Origin of the sequence: Shinella sp. CPCC 101442, from assembly GCF_024704725.1 — a bacterium.
Classification (GTDB): Bacteria; Pseudomonadota; Alphaproteobacteria; order Rhizobiales; family Rhizobiaceae; genus Shinella.
In genome coordinates this window covers 343,890-360,359 of the sequence record NZ_JALIQS010000001.1, presented here as the reverse complement: position 1 = coordinate 360,359, position 16,470 = coordinate 343,890, and the positions used below count along the sequence as shown (strand labels likewise).

General features: G+C 63.5%; 14 protein-coding genes. 10 read left to right on the top strand and 4 right to left on the bottom strand.

Translation table 11 applies throughout. The features are described 5' to 3' along the window. Positions 1–5 precede the first annotated feature (5 nt). The 4 genes from MUO32_RS01710 to MUO32_RS01695 all read right to left on the bottom strand — a co-directional run bounded on the left by MUO32_RS01710 (position 6) and on the right by MUO32_RS01695 (position 4,416). A complete protein-coding gene (locus MUO32_RS01710; protein ID WP_257946501.1) occupies positions 6–998 on the bottom strand; it encodes a BMP family protein in 993 nt (330 codons plus the stop codon). 50 nt (positions 999–1,048) lie between these two features. Beyond that, complete coding sequence (locus MUO32_RS01705) at positions 1,049–2,344, bottom strand: amidohydrolase family protein (protein WP_257946500.1); 1,296 nt, start codon at positions 2,342–2,344, stop codon at positions 1,049–1,051. Between the two features lie 220 nt (positions 2,345–2,564). After that, positions 2,565–3,365, bottom strand: a complete 801-nt coding sequence (locus tag MUO32_RS01700) for an aldolase (protein WP_257946499.1) — start codon at positions 3,363–3,365, stop codon at positions 2,565–2,567. A gap of 154 nt (positions 3,366–3,519) precedes the next feature. Then, positions 3,520–4,416, bottom strand: coding sequence for a LysR family transcriptional regulator (locus MUO32_RS01695; RefSeq protein WP_257946498.1), 897 nt, complete (start codon positions 4,414–4,416; stop codon positions 3,520–3,522). Between the two features lie 161 nt (positions 4,417–4,577). Here MUO32_RS01695 and MUO32_RS01690 point away from each other — a divergent pair, with 161 nt between their 5' ends. The 10 genes from MUO32_RS01690 (at position 4,578) to MUO32_RS01645 (ending at position 16,140) form a co-directional block, all read left to right on the top strand. Further along, on the top strand, positions 4,578–5,969 hold the full coding sequence (locus tag MUO32_RS01690) for a nucleobase:cation symporter-2 family protein (RefSeq protein WP_257946497.1): 1,392 nt from the start codon (positions 4,578–4,580) through the stop codon (positions 5,967–5,969). Between the two features lie 62 nt (positions 5,970–6,031). Next, a complete protein-coding gene (locus MUO32_RS01685) occupies positions 6,032–6,895 on the top strand; it encodes a xanthine dehydrogenase family protein subunit M (protein ID WP_257946496.1) in 864 nt (287 codons plus the stop codon). Next, entirely contained in the window at positions 6,892–7,374 is a 483-nt protein-coding gene (locus MUO32_RS01680; protein ID WP_257946495.1) for a (2Fe-2S)-binding protein, read from the top strand. Before MUO32_RS01685 ends, MUO32_RS01680 begins: the two co-directional genes overlap by 4 nt. Next, positions 7,371–9,677: a xanthine dehydrogenase family protein molybdopterin-binding subunit gene (locus tag MUO32_RS01675; protein ID WP_257946494.1), complete on the top strand. Its 2,307-nt coding sequence runs from the start codon at positions 7,371–7,373 to the stop codon at positions 9,675–9,677. The genes MUO32_RS01680 and MUO32_RS01675 overlap by 4 nt, the downstream gene beginning before the upstream one ends. After that, complete coding sequence (locus MUO32_RS01670) at positions 9,674–10,855, top strand: GTP-binding protein (protein ID WP_257946493.1); 1,182 nt, start codon at positions 9,674–9,676, stop codon at positions 10,853–10,855. The genes MUO32_RS01675 and MUO32_RS01670 overlap by 4 nt, the downstream gene beginning before the upstream one ends. 398 nt (positions 10,856–11,253) lie before the next feature. Continuing rightward, the gene (locus MUO32_RS01665; protein WP_257946492.1) at positions 11,254–12,177 is read left to right on the top strand and encodes an amidohydrolase family protein; all 924 of its coding nucleotides are present in this window, start codon (positions 11,254–11,256) and stop codon (positions 12,175–12,177) included. Positions 12,178–12,194: 17 nt separating this feature from the next. Continuing rightward, positions 12,195–13,142: an amidohydrolase family protein gene (locus tag MUO32_RS01660; RefSeq protein ID WP_257946491.1), complete on the top strand. Its 948-nt coding sequence runs from the start codon at positions 12,195–12,197 to the stop codon at positions 13,140–13,142. Between the two features lie 87 nt (positions 13,143–13,229). Next, positions 13,230–14,603, top strand: a complete 1,374-nt coding sequence (locus MUO32_RS01655) for a UbiD family decarboxylase (RefSeq protein ID WP_257946490.1) — start codon at positions 13,230–13,232, stop codon at positions 14,601–14,603. A gap of 3 nt (positions 14,604–14,606) precedes the next feature. Next, complete coding sequence (locus tag MUO32_RS01650; protein ID WP_257946489.1) at positions 14,607–15,191, top strand: UbiX family flavin prenyltransferase; 585 nt, start codon at positions 14,607–14,609, stop codon at positions 15,189–15,191. A 1-nt stretch (position 15,192) separates the two neighbouring features. Further along, positions 15,193–16,140, top strand: coding sequence for an XdhC family protein (locus MUO32_RS01645; protein ID WP_257946488.1), 948 nt, complete (start codon positions 15,193–15,195; stop codon positions 16,138–16,140). The last annotated feature ends 330 nt before the right edge of the window (positions 16,141–16,470 follow it).

The window sequence follows — 16,470 nt, the reverse complement described above, 5'->3', positions numbered from 1 at the left end:
TCACGTCACTTCGCGCGGGTCTGGATATCGCCTGCAACGATCTTCGCGCGCACGTCGTCGACGAGTTTGCGAAGCTCCGCGGGCACCGATCTGGTGGCCGCGTCGTTGTAGGTAAATTTGATGACGTCGGTGTCCTTCAGGCCGAAATCGACATTGCTGTCCGGCACCTTGCCGTCCTTGATGCCCGAGACGATGCGCACGATGCCCTGCCCGTAGTCGGCGAGGAATGTGCCGAGCACGTTCTCAGGCGCGGCGTGGGTATAGTCGCTGTAGACACTGAACGTGCTGGCCTTGCCGCCCGATTCCCGCGCGGCCTGGATGACGCCCATGCCCGCCGAATTGGCATTGGGAATGACGAAATCGGCGCCCTGCGAGATCACGCTGAAGGCGGCTTCCTTCGCCGCGCTCGCATCGGTGAAACTGCCGAGATAGACGGTCGAGACCGGGAAATCCGGGTTCACGCTCTTCGCGCCGTTGACGAAGCCTTCGAAGGCCTGCGTGATGGGCGGGATTTCCATGCCGCCGATGAGACCGGCGCCCTTGCCCATCGTCGCGACGATCACGCCCATCAGATAGAAGGGCTGGCTGGCATCGGTGTTCAGGCCGATGACCTTGCCCTCGTGGATGCGGCTCGACGAGATGAGGAAGACGGTATCCGGAAAATCCTCCGCCGCCGTCAGCGCGGCATCCTGGAACTGGAAGCCATGGCCCAAGACGACCTGATAGCCTTGGCTGGCATAGTCGCGGAACGCCTTTTCGAAGGCGGCCGGGTTCTCCGGCAGTTCGACATAGCTGATCTTCGCGCCGAGTTCGTTCTCGACGCGCTTCAGTGCGTCGAAGGCGATCCGGTTCCAGCCTTCTTCCCCGATGCTGCCGGGGACCAGAAGGCCCATCTTGAAGTCGTCGGCACGAGCAGGCGCCTGCAAGGCTGGGCCGGCGAGCGTGAGTGCGATGGTGGATGCAAGCAGCGAACGACGTGAAAACACGGTCTTGTTCATTCCAGTCTCCCCTTAGATTGAAGTCCAATCCCCCCGGAGTCGCCGCTCGGTTATGCATCCTCCTTGATGCGGACCGTTTCGGTCGCGCTGTGCGAGACGAGACGGCCCTTCGAGAAGACGAAGGCCCGGTCCGGCCCACCGGCAACCAGCGTGTCGGTGTCGATGCAATCGGTGACGATGAAATCGGCGCGCGCACCGGGCTTCAGTCCATGCTCCTTGCCAAGCCCCATCAGGCGGGCCGGCGCCGTCGTGATCATGCGGTGGGCGGCGGCAAGCTCGTCGCCGCGCAGATGACCGGCCAGCAGCGTCCAGCGGGCGATTTCCAGCATGTCGCCGGAGCCTGTCGGCACGAACGGGTCCTGGATATTGTCGGAGGCCGTCGCGATGGTGACGCCGGCGCGATAAAGCTCGGCGACGCGCGTCAGGCCGCGCGGCGGCAACATTTCGGCGTCGCGGCCCTGCAGATAGAGGTTTGCCGCGGGCAGCGTCACCACGCCGACATCCAGCGCGAGCAGGCGTTCGGCGATGCGTTGAAATTCCTTGCGGGGCAGGGCGCTCAGCACGGAGACGTGGCTGAACACGGTGCGGCCCTGCATGCCGAAGCGCTCGACCCGTTCGAGGGCGGCGTCCAGCAGGTGCACGTCGGCCTTGAGATGCTCGTCGAGATGCAGATCGACCGGCTTGCCCGCCTTCACGGCGGCGGCAAACAGCATGTCGAGATAACGCGGCGGGTCTTCGGAGACAGCCGGCGTGCCGCCGACGGCATCGGCAAGCGCCACCGCGCCGTCGATGTTCTTGCCGAGCCAGTCGAAATCCTGGCCCGGATGCGGCGTCATGAAGGCGACGAGCTGGAGGGTGATGCGATCCTTTTCGGCATCGCGGATACCGGCCAGCGTCTCGATGCCGTGGAAGCCGGCATCCTTGTCGACGTTGATATGGCTGCGGATGCCCGTCGTGCCGCGGGAGAGACATCGCTCGACGGTGCGCGTGGCACGCTTGTGGATGTCGTCGGGGCCGGCGGTGCGGGCATATTTGGCGAAGGCCTCGCGGGCGCCCTGCAGCGTACCGGAAGGATTGGGCGTGAAGCGCAGCACGCCGGTCTTGTCGAGATGCTGGTGGGCATCGAGGAAGCCGGCAGAAACCAGCATGCCCGTGATGTCCACGCAGGCGCCGCAGGAGCCGGTGTCGAGATAGGGTTCGACCGCAACGATGCGCCCGTCCGCTCCCACGATGATATCGCCGGCCGATTGCGTGCCGTCCTCGTGAATGACGGTTCCGCCCGTAAGCGCAAAGGACCGGCCGGGGGCCAGATTTGCGAGCGACGCAGTTGCAGTGTCACGTACCATTCGTTCCCACCTTCTTGTTATGGCGGAAAACTAAGCATGGGCGATTAGTTTAAACAAATTCATTATTTCAATTGTTTGATAAATGATCCGTAATAATCGCAGGTGCTAAGTTTTCTCGCATTTGCAAAATATTCTGGAGAAAATTCTAATAATTCAATTGATTGGCATTTCAGAAAAAGGGCGCCAATACTCTGAGCAATGGCGCCCATTCTTCAGGAAATTAATGCCGATATTGTGGTTCTTCGGCGTCCAATTGCCGGCGGATGGCCGCGAGATGAGCCCTGGCGGACGCCGCGTCGCCTTCGCGCATCTGCTGGTAGGCAGCCTGCGCGATATCGGGATCGACCGGTGAGACCGTGCGGCCGGTCGACATCGCAAGCACCTGCACTTCAGCGGCGCGCTCGAGATAATAGAGGTCGTCCCAGGCCTCGGCGATGGAGGGGGCGAGCACCAGCACGCCATGGTGCTTCAGGAAGACGATGTCGGCATCGCCGACAGTGCCGGCGATGCGTGCACCTTCCGCGTAGTCGAGCGCCAGACCGTTGTAGTTCTCGTCGACGGCGGTGCGGCCGTAGAATTTGAGCGCGGTCTGCCCGGCCCAGATCATCGGCGGCCCATCCGTCATGGAGAGTGCCGTCGCGTAGGGCATATGCGTGTGGAAGGCGACCCTGGCGCGCGGCAGGCGGCGGTGGATTTCGGCGTGGATGTAGAAGGCGGTGGCTTCCGGCGCGCCCTCTCCATCGACGACGGTGCCGTTGAAATCGCAGACCAGCAGCTTCGAGGCGGTCAGTTCTCGGAAGGCGTAGCCGTAGGGATTGACGATGAAAAGATCGTCATGGCCGGGTACGACGGCGGAGAAATGGTTGCAGATGCCTTCCTCGAAACCGTTTCGCGCCGCCATGCGGAAGCAGGCGGCAAGGTCTTCCTTTGCCGTGCGGATGGCGTCGGTGGAAAGATCGGGGCGATTTGGCCGGGCGGGTTCGCCGGAATGGATGGCGCGGTCGTTCAGGGCGTGAGCCATGAATGCTCCTGGTCTGGTGTGGCTGGGAGCGGCGGCTGGCCCGGCGCGCATCGGGCACCGGCCTCCGCGCGCAGCGTCGAGCCGCTGCGCCCTGCCTGCCCGGCTATCGCGCGGTCCAGCAGCACCATCAGATAACGCTGGAATTTTTAGCGGGTCAATGGACCGATTTCAGCAGGAAATCGCGAAACCGCCGCGCGGCCGGCGACAGCGAGCGGCCGCGCTTCTGGATCAGACTGACCTCGCGCTTGATATGCGGCTCCTTCGGCGTGCGCACGACGAGACCCATGGAGGTGGCAAGCCGCGTGACCGCCGAGGTCATGATGGCGACGCCAAGCCCGCCCTCGACCATGCCGATGATCGTCAACGGCAACGCCACTTCCTGCATCGACTTGTCGAGCGGCAGGACGATGCCGTTGCGCGCCAGTTCATTTTCCAGCCGGTCTCGGATCGGGTTGCCGCGTTGCGGGCCGATCAGCTTGCAATCGGCAAGGTCCGTCCAGCGCAGTTCAAGGCGTTTCACCAGTGGATCCTCGGCATGCAGCACCACGAGGAACTCATCGGTGGTGAGCCGTGTGCCGACGAGTTCCGGGTCGTCCTCCGGCACCGTGCCGAGCCCGAGATCGACGGAACCGTTGGAAACTTGCTCCAGCACCGTCTTTTCCGCGACGTCATGCAGCGCCACCGTAATCTCCGGGTAGAGCTTGGTGAAGCCATGCACGAGCTGCGGCAGCATCAGCGCCGCCTGCACGGTGCCCGCGGCCATCGTGACCTTGCCGCGACGCAACGCATTCAGCTCCTGCGAGCTTTCCACCATGCCCTCGATATCGGCGACGGCGCGCGCGGCGATCGGCAGGATGTCCATGCCCGCCTGGGTCAGGCGAAGAAGCCGGGTGTGCCGGTCGAACAGCCGCAGGTTCAGATTCGTCTCCAGCTGCCGCACCAGCGTGCTGACGGCCGATTGCGACGAGCCGAGCTTGTCGGCGGCGAGCGTGAACTGCCCGAGATTGGCCACGGTGACGAAGGCCCGAAGCTGTTTCAGCGTGATGTCCATGCGGCCCCATTCATTCAATTACTAGATGAATAAATATAATTATGCCGATTGTTTGCTGATTTGGCCAGAAGCATGATCCCGCTTGTACGGCGTGCGGTGACAAAACATGAGGCCAAGATGCCCACCACCGCGCCGGAAGCTGTTCGCTGGGAGGAAAGCGAATGTCCAAGCCCGATACGACGGATCCCGTCGAAAAGATGTATCCCGTCCCGAGCCTGTTTGCTCTGGGTCTGCAACATGTTCTCGTCATGTATGCGGGGGCGGTCGCCGTACCGCTCATCGTCGGCAGTACGCTGCACCTGCCGAAGGAACAGATCGCGATGCTGGTCAGCGCGGATCTCTTCGCCTGCGGCATCGTCACCATGATCCAGGCGCTCGGCATCTGGAACATCGGCATTCGCCTGCCCATCATGATGGGCGTCTCGTTCACGGCCGTGCCCTCGATCATCGCGACGGGCACCAATCCGGAGCTGGGCATGCCCGGCGTCATCGGTGCCGTCATTGGTTCCGGCGTCTTCACCATCCTTGTCGCGCCGTTCTTCGGACGCTGGGTGCGCTTCTTTCCGCCTGTTGTCACCGGCACGGTCATGCTGGTCATCGGCCTTTCCCTGATGCGCGTCGGCGTCAACTGGGCGGCCGGCGGCCAGCCCATGATCCGGGGGGCGGAAGGCATGATCCCGAACCCCGCCTATGGCGCGCCCTTCGGACTTGCTGTCGCCGCCATCGTGCTGCTCTCCATCCTGCTTCTTACCCGCGTTCTCAAGGGCTTTCTGTCCAATCTCGCCGTCCTGATCGGCATCGGCATCGGCTTTTCCATCGCCATTGCCGCCGGCAAGGTGGATTTCCATGGGGTTGGCGATGCCGAGTGGGTGCGCATCATCCACCCGCTCGCCTTCGGCTGGCCGATCTTCGAGTTCTGGTCGATCCTGTCGCTCTGTGCGGTCATGACGGTCATGATGATCGAATCGACCGGCCAGTTCCTGGCGGTGGGCGACATGGCCGGGCGCAAGATCAGCCAGTCGGACCTCGCCCGCGGCCTTCGCACCGATGGCGTCGGCAACATCATCGGCGGCCTCCTCAACACGTTCACCTATACGACCTATGCGCAGAATGTCGGCCTGCTCCAGATCACCGGCGTGCTCAGCCGCTTCGTGGTCGCCGCGGGCGGCGCCATCCTGATTCTGCTTGGCTCGCTGCCGAAGGTCGCCTTCATCAGCGCGTCCATCCCGAGCTACGTCGTCGGCGGTGCCGCCATCGTGATGTTCGGCATGGTCTCGGCGACGGGCGTGAAGATTTTGGCGAAGGTGGATTTCGTCGCCAACCGGCGCAACCTCTACATCGTCGCCGTCAGCGTCGGCCTCGCCATGGTGCCGGTCGTTGCGGAAAACATCTTCGACCAGCTGCCGGCTGCGGTCGGGAAATTCCTGCACAGCGGCGTGCTTGTCGGCACCTTTGCCGCAGCACTGCTCAACATTCTCTTCAACGGCATACCCGCCAAAGAGCCGGAGGAAACCGTGATCGAGAACGGCGCCCCGGCCACCGGCCACGCCTGAAGAGTGCCACGACCAGTCCGGCGGCCCGCGCCGCCGGAGCCCCGAACCCCATGAGGAATGCCATGAGGCGCTTTGAATACCACCGGGCGGAAACGCTGGAACATGCCTCCCGTCTTCTTGCCGAACTCGGCGAAGACACCTTTCTGTTCAACGGCGGCACGGACCTGCTGGTCGAAATTCGCGAGCGGCTGCGCCGTGTGCGCCACGTCGTCGATATCAAGCAGATCCCGGGTCTCTCCGACATCACCTATGACGAAACGCGCGGCCTGACTTTTGGCGCGCTGGTGACGGTCGGTCGTCTGGAGCGTCTTGCGCTGGTACGCCAGCGTTATCCGAACCTGCGCGCGGCCTTCGCCTCGCTCGGCTCCATCCAGGTGCGCAACCGCGCCACCGTCGTCGGCAACGTCTGTCGCGCCTCGCCGTCGGCGGACACGATCCCGCCGCTGATCGCCGACGGCGCCTTCGTGCACATCTACAGCCGCACCAACATGCGGGTGGTCCCGCTTGCCGAATTCTTCACCGGACCTGGCAAAAGCGTGCTCGCCAAGGGCGAGATCGTCACCGGCATCACGGTGCCGCCAGCGCTGGACAACAGCGGCAAGGCCTATCTGAAACATGGACGCCGCAAGGCAATGGAACTGTCCACCGTCGGCGTCGCCGTCAGCCTCACCATGGAGGACGGCCTCTGCAACGACATCCGCATCGCACTCGGCGCCGTTGGCGCGACCGTGCTGCGGGCCCCGGAGGCAGAAGCCATGCTGCGCGGCACGGCGCTCGATGCGGCGACGATCAAGAATGCCGCGAACAAGGCGATGGAAGAGTGCACGCCGATCAGCAACGTGCGCGCCAGCGCCGATTATCGTCGCGACATGGTGGGCGTGCTGACTGGTCGCGCCATCAAACAGGCACTGGAGGCTTTTGCATGAAACGGATCGTCGAACTCACCATCAATGGCGAGGCGCGCGACATGGCGGTGGAGGCCTGCTGCTCGCTGCTCGACGCGCTGCGCGACGATGTCGGCCTTACCGGCACCAAGAAGGGCTGCGACGTCGGCGATTGCGGGGCCTGCACCGTGCTGGTCGACGGCGAGCCGGTCAATGCTTGCCTGATGCTCGCCGTCGAGGCCGAAGGCCGCTCGATCGAGACGGTCGAAGGGCTGCAGCCCAGCGTCGATACGCTGCATCCGTTGCAGGATGCCTTCATGCAGCACGGCGCCTCGCAATGCGGCTTCTGCACGCCGGGCATACTGATGATGGCCAAGAAACTGCTCGCCGACAATCCGCGCCCGACCGACGAAGACATCCGCTTCGGCCTCAGCGGCAACATCTGCCGCTGCACCGGCTACACCAAGATTTTCGACGCGATCAAATCCGCCGCGCGCGAGATGGAGGCTGCAAGATCATGAACATCAACACCCCTATCGAAGAGCGCGAATTCAAGATCGTCGGCAAGAGCGTGCGCCGTGACGACGTGCTGGAAAAGGTGACGGGCGAGGCCGAATATACCGGTGACGTCAAGCTTGCCGGCATGCTGTACGGCAAGACCAAACGCGCGACCGTCGCCCACGCGCGCATCAAGAGCATCGATGTCAGCAAGGCGCTCGCCTATCCGGGCGTCAAGGCCGTGCTGACGCACGAAAACGTGCCGCGCGTGCTGCATTACGGCTCGCCGCATCCGCGCTCGGCCTCCTGCACCAAGGATCAGTATATCCTCGATGACAAGGTGCGCTTCTGGGGCGAGGGCGTAGCCGCCGTCGCTGCGATCAGCGAGGAGATCGCCGACGAAGCGCTCGACCTGATCGAGGTGGAATACGAGCCCTTGCCGGCCGTTTTCGAGCCGGAAGACGCGGCCCAGCCGGGTGCCCCGCTGATCCACGAGGTCGGGCCTGGCGGCAACCTGGTGCTCGATCCGGTGCGCGTCAATCGCGGTAACGTCGAGGCCGGTTTTGCCGAGGCGGATTTCGTGCTCGAAGGCACATTTTCCGGCGGTCGGCCGCATCCGGCCTATATGGAGCCGAATGTCTGCATCGCCGACTGGGACGGCTCGAACAAGCTGACCTTCTGGACCTCCACGCAGTCCTCCTTCATGGTGCGCGGCATCCTTGCCGAAGTGCTCGGCCTGCCGCTCACCAAGGTGCGCGTGCTCGTAGACCATATGGGCGGTGGCTTCGGCGCCAAGCAGGACTGCTTCCAGCACGAATTTTTGTGCGCGCTGCTTGCGAAGGAAACGCGCCGCCCGGTGAAGATGGAATTCACCCGCCACGAGACCTTCATTGCCGGCCGCGCGCGCCACCCCTGCAAGATCTGGTTGAAGCAAGGCTTCAAGAACGACGGCACCCTCGTCGCCCGCGACATGAAGCTGGTCTACGATTCGGGCGCTTACGGTTCGCACGGCCCGGGTGTGACGATCGTCGGCACCACCGCCGCGACCTCGCTTTATCGCTGCGAGAACGTGCGGCTGGAAGGGCGCTGCGTTTACACCAACACGCCGATCAACGGCGCTTTCCGTGGCTATGGCGTGGTGCAGAGCTATTATGCGCTCGACATCCAGATGGACGAGGCCGCCGAACGGCTGGGCATGGACCCGGCGGAGCTGAAGCTGAAGAACGTCGTGCGGGAAGGCGACATAGCGCCGTCTGGTCACCCGATCCTCGGTCACGGGCTGGAAATCTGCCTCCAGCACGGCATCGACGTGCTCGACTGGAAGACGCTGCGCAACCGCGACCGCACGCCGGACCCCAGGCAACCGCACATCCGCATTGGCTGGGGCGTCGGCTGCGAAATGCACGGTTCCTCCGCCTATCCCGGCATCAAGGAACAGGGCAACGCGACCGTGAAGGTCAACGAGGACGGTACGGTGACGCTGCTCACCGGGGCTGCCGGTCTCGGCACCGGCGCGCATACCGCGCTGGCGCAGATCGTTGCCGAAGAACTCGGCGTGCGCTTCGAGGATGTCGGTGTCATCCACGGCGATACGGATGTGGTTCCGTGGGATATCGGCGCCTTCGCCAGCCACACCACCTATCTGGTCGGCACCGCCGCCAAGATGGCCGCTACCAAGGTCCGCGCCGCCGTGCTCGAACGGGCGGCGATCAAGCTGCAAGTGTCGTCCGCCGACCTCGATCTCAGTGAAGGCACGATCTTCCTGAAATCCGACGCCGGCCGCTTCATGACGGTGGCCGAGGCGATGGGCCCGTCGCGTGGCATTCCCGCCGCCAACATCGTCGCGAACGGCACCTACGAGCCGACGAAATCCTACTCCTTCGCCGCGCATTTTACCGAGGTGCATGTCGATACGGAAACCGGCATCGTCGAGGTCAAGCGCGTCATACCGGTGCACGATATCGGCCGGGTCATCCACCCGATCGCGGCGCAGGGCCAGATCGAAGGCGGCATCCAGCAGGGTATCGGTCACACGCTGACCGAGGACTACGTTATCGACAAGAAGACCGGCCGGTCGCTCAATGCCGGCCTCGTCGACTACAAGATGCCGCTGTCGATGGACATGCCGGACATCGAGACGATCATCCTCGAAGCCGCACCCGATCCGGGCGGCCCCTGGGGCGCCAAGGGTGTCGGCGAGGACCCGATCATCGCCATCGGCCCGGCCATCGCCAACGCCATCCACGACGCCATCGGCGTCCGTTTCCATCACTATCCGATCACTCCGGAAGACATCCTGAAAGCCTTGAGGGAGAAGGGCGCATGAACATGCATATCGAACCGGCCAACAAGAAGCTCCCGATCACGATCCTCACCGGCTTCCTGGGATCGGGAAAGACGACGCTGCTCAACTACATCCTCACCGAACGGCATGGTCACCGCATCGCGGTGATCGAGAACGAGTTCGGCGAAGTGGATGTCGACAGCGACCTGGTGCTCGCCTCCGACGAGGAAATCTTCCAGATGCAGAACGGCTGCATCTGCTGCTTCGTCGATGTGCGCAACGACCTCATCGACGTGATGAAGAAGCTGCTCAGCCACAAGGACAAGTTCGACCACATCATCGTCGAGACATCAGGTCTGGCAGACCCGACACCCGTCGCCACCGCTTTCTTCGTCGACCGCAGCGTCGCCGACGAAGTCGAGCTGGACGCCATCGTCACGCTTGTCGATGCCATGCATATCGACCAGCACCTCTACGATCCGGTGCTCGACGGCAGCGACAACCAGGCGGTCAACCAGATCGTCGCGGCCGACCGCATTCTCGTCAACAAGATCGACCTTGCGTCAGAAGAAGCCCTCGGCTCGCTCGAAACGTCGCTGCGCAAGCTCAATCAGACGGCGCCGATCCTGCGTTCCACTTATGGCAAGGTGGATCTGTCCAACATCCTCGGCGTCAACGGCTTCCGGCCGTCCTATGTGCGCGAGCGGGCGGAAATCCTGGATATCGACATGGACGACGACGGCGACGCGCATGGCGATCACAGCCACGATTGCCATGATGCGGCCTGCGGCCATCCGGACCACGATCACGGGCATAACATCGAATGCCACGACGCAGCCTGCGATCACCCGGACCACCACCATGATCACGGCCAAAAGCATGATCACACCCCGGTAACGGCCCTGCGCCCGCATCGCCACGATGCGACGGTGAAGTCGCACTCCTTCGTCTATCCGCAGTCCTTCGACGGCGAGAAGCTGGCGGGTTTCCTGAAGGACTATCTCGGCGAACACGGCGACGACATCTTCCGCACCAAGGGCATCGTATCGGTCGCGAACGACGACCGATTCTTCGTGCTCCAGGCGGTGCACAAGCTGGTCGATTTCCGCCCGGATCACGCCTGGGGCGAGGATACGCCGAAGTCGAAATTCGTCTTCATCGGCCGCAACCTCGACCGTGACGGCATCGACAGAAACTTGCGCGCCTGCCTGGCGGCCTAGCGGCGCTTCTCCTGCCGCTACCCGCCTGCTCAAGACCTTCTGTCTGAACCGCCCGCGCACCCTCCAGCGCGCGGGCGGTCGCTGGCATTTTTCTAAAAATATCTTTTAAAAATAATGACTTAGATTGATATTTTTATTGACATAAAGCCGCCGCCATGGTCTTTTTGGCGTCGAGTATAAGCACCGACAATTGCTCACCGTCTGTTGGAAGATGAGGCTGCGATGTCGATGCTGACTACGAAAGGAACACCCGCCGTTTGCGCCCCGTTCGGGCCCCCGGCCGTTCTTCTCCGTCATCGGCGTTTCCTGAGTTCGCGGATCCACGCCCGGCTTTTGCCGGCATGGCGTTCATCGCGCGGCCCCGCATCGACCGGACCCTCTACGACAGGAGAACAGGAATGATAATTGACCTAAGCTGCTACCCCACCGATCTGGTGGACCTGGCTTGGCGCCACGATGGACCGCCCTTCACCGGCGACAAGCTTTTGAAGATGATGGATGGCCCGTATTATGTGAACGGCAAGCCGCGCCGCGTCGACAAGGCCTTCATCCAGCCCCCGCAAGGCAACACCATCTACACCCACGAGATCATGGACCTGGAAGGCAAGGCTGCCATCCGCCAGTACATGGCCTATACGGAAAAGATGGTGACCGAGCATCCCGACCGTTTCCTCGGCTGCTTCGTCTACAACCCGCGCTACGGCACGCAGAACGGCGCCGAAGAAATCGAACGCTACGCCAAGGAATTCGATTTCAAGATGGTGCAGCTGCAGGCGAACATGCACGCCTACCGCCCCGACCGCGCGCTCGACTGGCTGCGCCCGGCGCTCAAGAAGTGCGCCGAGCTCGGCCTGATGGTGAAGGTGCATACCGGTGACGGTCCGTACTCGATCCCGACGGAATTCTACCCGATCATCCGCGAGTTCCCGGAAGTGAACTTCATCCTGGCGCATTTCGGCGTGCAGACCGGCGGCGTCTACGTGTTCGAGCCCATGCAGATGGCGCTGGATACGCCGAGCGTCTACGTCGAATCCGGCTGGTGCCTCCAGTCGCGTATCGTCGAATTCGCCAAGGTCCTGCCCAAACGCAAGATCCTCTTCGGCTCCGATACGCCGCCGAACGAGCCGGGCATGTGGATCAACCTTCTGGAAGTCCTCTGCCACGAGCCGCCGCAGGGCATGAACCTCGATGAGGACACGCTGGAGGATTACCTCGGCAATAACGTCGCCCGCATGATCGGCCTGGAGCCGACCAAGCCGCCGGCAAGCGTCGAAGAGGCCGAGGCGTATCTGCGCCAGCACGGCATCTCGCTCGCCGCGTAAATTGAACGGAGTGAACAATGATCATCGATACCCATCTTCACCCGACCAACCTCGTCGACGAGGCGTGGCGCCATACGGGTACGCCGTTTACCGGCGAGCGCATGCTCAAGCTGATGGACGGCCCCTATATGATCAACGGCAAGCCGCGCCGGATCGACATGGGCTTCATCCAGCCGCCGCCGGGCAATACCGGCTATCGTGACGGCAACCGCAAGGGCCGCGACGGCATTCGCGACTACATGGCCTATATCGCCGAGCTGTGCCAGAAATATCCGGACCGCTTCATCGGCAACTTCAACTACAACCCGCGCTGGGGGCCTGAAAACGGCGCGGCGGAGCTGGAATTCCACGTCAAGGAATACGGCTTCAAGATGCTGAAGCTGCATGCCAACATGCACGGCTACCGTCCCGACCGCGCACTCGAATGGCTGCGCCCGGCGATGAAGAAGTGCGCCGAACTCGGCGTGGTCGTCCTCATCCACACCGGCGACGGCCCGTACACGATCCCGACGATGTTCTACCCGATCATCCGCGAGTTCCCGATGGTCAACTTCATCATCGGTCACTTCGGCATCCAGACGGGCGGCAACTACTCGTTCGAGTCGTTTTGGATGGCGATGGACACGCCGAACGTCTACTGCGAATCCGGCTGGTGCTTCCAGTCGCGCATCGTGGAGTTCGCCCAGCAGCTGCCGAAGAACAAGATCGTCTTCGGCACGGACAGCCCGCCGAACGACCCGGGCATGTGGCTGCGCGAGCTGGAAGTGCTCTGCAAGGACCCGCCGCACGGCATCAACCTCTCCGAGGACGATCTGGAAGGCTATCTCGGCAACAACATCGCCAAGCTCGTCGGCATCGACCCGTCGCCGCCGCCGCGCGACGTCAAGGACGCCCAGGCACGCCTGACGGACAGTTACGCCGGCGTCGACCGCGCCACCGGCAAGCACCTGCTACAGCCGGCTTGATAAATAACGCCCGCCGTCGAAAGGCGGCGGGCTTTGCATATCGGGCGGGCATGACGCCCCGCCAACCCCGAACACCGAGGCCGAGAGATGAGCCAGTACCACAAGCAAGACATCCGCCGTTTCCTGGCCGATTACCACGCGGAGCATCCCGAGGACGTCATCACCATCGACCGGCCGGTCTCGGACGATCAGGACGCCACGGCGCTGATCTGGAACCTCGCGGACAAGGGCCAGCATCCGATGCTGCACCTGAAGAATGTCAGCGGCATCGGCGCCGAAGTCGTCTGCAACATCTTTGCCTCGCGCGACCGCATTGCCCGCCTGCTCGGCTCGACCGCCGATAGGCTGCACGAGGCCTATCAGGCCCGTTCCAACCGGCCGTTCACGCCGGAACTGCTGGAAAGCGGCCCGATCACGGAAGAGATCATCTCCGGCGACGATGTCGATCTCAACGCGCTGCCGATGTTGAAGCACTTTGATACCGACCGCGCGAAATATATCACCTCGGGCATCATCATCGGCGAGCACCCTGAAACCGGGGCGGGCAATCTCAGCTATCACCGCGCGATGATCCATTCGAAGAATTCGCTGGCGACCTCGCTCCATTCGCGCGGCCATCTCTGGCGCCTGATGAACATGTCGAAGGAGAAGGGCAAGCCGATGCCGGTCGCCATGGTGATCGGCGGCCATCCGCTGTTCATGATTGCCGCCTCCGCCCGTCTCGCCTTCGGCGAGGACGAGCGCGACGTGGCCGGCGGCCTGATGGGCGAACCCTTGCAGGTGGTGCGGACGCCGAAATACGGCATCCGTGTTCCCGCCCATGCGGAGATCGTGCTGGAAGGCGTGATCGACCCCGAGGCCCATGTCGAGGAGGGGCCGTTCGGCGAGTTCACCGGCTATTCTTCCGACCGCTCGACCAACAATCTCTTCACCGTCGAAACCATCATGCGCCGGCGCGATGCCATGCTCGTCTCGGTCGCGGGCGGCAATTCGGCCGAGCACCTGAACCTTGGCCGCGTGCCGCGCGAAGCCGAAGTCGTGGAGAAGCTGAAGGCCCGCTTCCCCTCGATCACGGCCGTACACTACCCGTCCTCCGGCACGCACTTCCACGCCTATATCGCGATGAACCAGACCCGCGAGGGCGAGGCGCGGCAGGTCATGCTCGGCCTGCTCGGCTGGGACCAGTACCTGAAGAACGTCGTGGTGGTGGATGCCGACGTTGATATCACCAAGGACTCGGAAGTCCTCTGGGCGCTCGCCACCCATTTCCAGCCGCACAAGGACGTCGTCATCATCGAGGGCCTGCCAGGCAATGCGCTCGACCCCTCGGCCAGCGGCATTGGCACCACCTCGCGCATGGGCCTTGATGCCACGCGCGGCCCGAATTTCCATGGCGTGCGCGCCCGCATCAGCGACGAGGCTTCCGCTCGCGCCGCCGCACTCCTCAAATCGGTGGGATAGGTCATGACGACGCGGCCAAGACGCATGATCGTCGGCATTTCGGGCGCTTCCGGGGTCATCTACGGCAAGCGCATCCTGGAAGTGCTGCGCGACCTCGAGATCGAGACGCACCTGATCATGTCGCGCGCCGCCTGCATCACGCTCGCGGCCGAGGCGGACTTTTCGAAGCAGGATCTGGAGGCACTGGCGACGACCACCCATTCCAACAAGGATATCGGCGCCGTCTGTTCCTCCGGCTCCTACAAGACACTTGGCATGATCGTCGCGCCCTGCTCGGTGAAGACCATGGCGGAGATCGCCACCGGCACGACGGACAACCTTTTGTCGCGCGCTGCCGACGTGGTGCTGAAGGAACGCCGCCGGCTCGTGCTGATGCTGCGCGAGACGCCGCTTCATCTCGGCCATATCAGGAACATGGCGCAGGTGACGGAAATGGGCGGCATCATCTATCCGCCCGTGCCGGCCTTCTACGCCAGGCCGCAGAGCCTCGAGGAGATGGTCGATCACACCGTCGGACGGGTGCTCGATCTTTTCGATCTCGATCCGGGCATCGTGCGCCGCTGGCAGGGAACGCAGGGAGGGGAATGACATGGTCGCCGGCATCCTTCCCGACCCGGAAATGCACGTGCCGGAACCGCGCGCCGCCTTCCTTTCGGACGACGCGATCGACATCCTCGCTTTCGCCGCGCAGTCGCTTGAAGAAGGCTCCCGCACCGCCCTCGTCACCCTCGTGGAAATCCACGGCGGTGCCGCACGCGCCATCGGTGCACAGATGGCGGTGCGGCAGGACGGCCTGTATTGCGGCTTCGTCTCCGGTGGCTGCACCGAGGCCGCCGTCGCCGCCGAAGCGGTGGTCGCGCTCGGCAAGGGCATCGACCGTATCCTCCGCCTCGGCGAAGGCTCGCCTTTCTTCGATATCGTTCTGCCTTGTGGCGGGGGCATCACCCTCGCCATTCATGTCTTGCGGGACACCTCGGCGCTGCGCGGCGCTTTGGCGGGCCTTCGGCGCCGCACGCCCGTGCGCCTGCGCTATCATCCCGGCACGCAGGCCCTTTTCTTCGAGCCCGGCGCGGGGGCAAGTGGTTGGCACGGGGACGCCTTCGTTCGCGCCTATCGCCCGAAGCCGCGTCTTCTTCTCGCCGGCAATCCCATGGAGACCGGCGCCGTCGCGCGTGTCGCGGCCGCCTCCGGCTACGCGGTCTTGACCATCGAGCGCGGTGAGGCGCCATCACCGGTCCAACTCGATGCCGATACGGCCGTCGCGCTCCTCTTCCATGACATCGACCGTGAATTGCCGCTGCTCGATGCTACACTCGCCTCTCCGGCCTTCTACATCGGCGCCCTGGGCAGCCGCCGCACCCATGCAAAACGGTGCGAAGCGCTTCGCCGGCGTGGCCATGGCGAAACGGCTTTTGCCCACATCAAGGCACCGATCGGTATCTTCGACAAGGCAAGGGATTCGCGCGCGCTCGCCCTTTCGATCGTTGCCGATATCGCGCAGGCCTATGGGCGGTCATATCCTTCTTCCGAACAGTGATCCCGCACGCGTGGGTGAACGGGGCGCGGTCGCCATCGGCCCGGTCTGATCGGCAGGCCGCCGCCTGCACCTATTCCTCACCGAGCCCCCTCCACGATCAGCTTTAATGCTTGTATTGCTGCTGCAGCATTCTGCGCCGGCCTGCACGTTCCATAGCCATTTGCGCGTCCGCAGACGGTGCGGGTCGCAAAGGCGAGGGGCCCTGCGGAAACGGAGATAGCGAACCGTAACGAAAATCGTATAGAAAGCCGTTTTTCGGATTCATCGGCCAACGGCGGGTGAACATGTTCAGGCTGAACCTCGCGCCCGATGCGCGCGGACCATGAGAGT

What these genes read in the sequence shown, in the direction of transcription:
- MUO32_RS01710 (WP_257946501.1), bottom strand. Translation starts at nt 998, where the DNA reads ATGAACAAGACCGTGTTTTCACGTCGTTCGCTGCTTGCATCCACCATC.
- MUO32_RS01705 (WP_257946500.1), bottom strand. Translation starts at nt 2,344, where the DNA reads ATGGTACGTGACACTGCAACTGCGTCGCTCGCAAATCTGGCCCCCGGC.
- MUO32_RS01700 (WP_257946499.1), bottom strand. Translation starts at nt 3,365, where the DNA reads ATGGCTCACGCCCTGAACGACCGCGCCATCCATTCCGGCGAACCCGCC.
- MUO32_RS01695 (WP_257946498.1), bottom strand. Translation starts at nt 4,416, where the DNA reads ATGGACATCACGCTGAAACAGCTTCGGGCCTTCGTCACCGTGGCCAAT.
- MUO32_RS01690 (WP_257946497.1), top strand. Translation starts at nt 4,578, where the DNA reads ATGTCCAAGCCCGATACGACGGATCCCGTCGAAAAGATGTATCCCGTC.
- MUO32_RS01685 (WP_257946496.1), top strand. Translation starts at nt 6,032, where the DNA reads ATGAGGCGCTTTGAATACCACCGGGCGGAAACGCTGGAACATGCCTCC.
- MUO32_RS01680 (WP_257946495.1), top strand. Translation starts at nt 6,892, where the DNA reads ATGAAACGGATCGTCGAACTCACCATCAATGGCGAGGCGCGCGACATG.
- MUO32_RS01675 (WP_257946494.1), top strand. Translation starts at nt 7,371, where the DNA reads ATGAACATCAACACCCCTATCGAAGAGCGCGAATTCAAGATCGTCGGC.
- MUO32_RS01670 (WP_257946493.1), top strand. Translation starts at nt 9,674, where the DNA reads ATGAACATGCATATCGAACCGGCCAACAAGAAGCTCCCGATCACGATC.
- MUO32_RS01665 (WP_257946492.1), top strand. Translation starts at nt 11,254, where the DNA reads ATGATAATTGACCTAAGCTGCTACCCCACCGATCTGGTGGACCTGGCT.
- MUO32_RS01660 (WP_257946491.1), top strand. Translation starts at nt 12,195, where the DNA reads ATGATCATCGATACCCATCTTCACCCGACCAACCTCGTCGACGAGGCG.
- MUO32_RS01655 (WP_257946490.1), top strand. Translation starts at nt 13,230, where the DNA reads ATGAGCCAGTACCACAAGCAAGACATCCGCCGTTTCCTGGCCGATTAC.
- MUO32_RS01650 (WP_257946489.1), top strand. Translation starts at nt 14,607, where the DNA reads ATGACGACGCGGCCAAGACGCATGATCGTCGGCATTTCGGGCGCTTCC.
- MUO32_RS01645 (WP_257946488.1), top strand. Translation starts at nt 15,193, where the DNA reads ATGGTCGCCGGCATCCTTCCCGACCCGGAAATGCACGTGCCGGAACCG.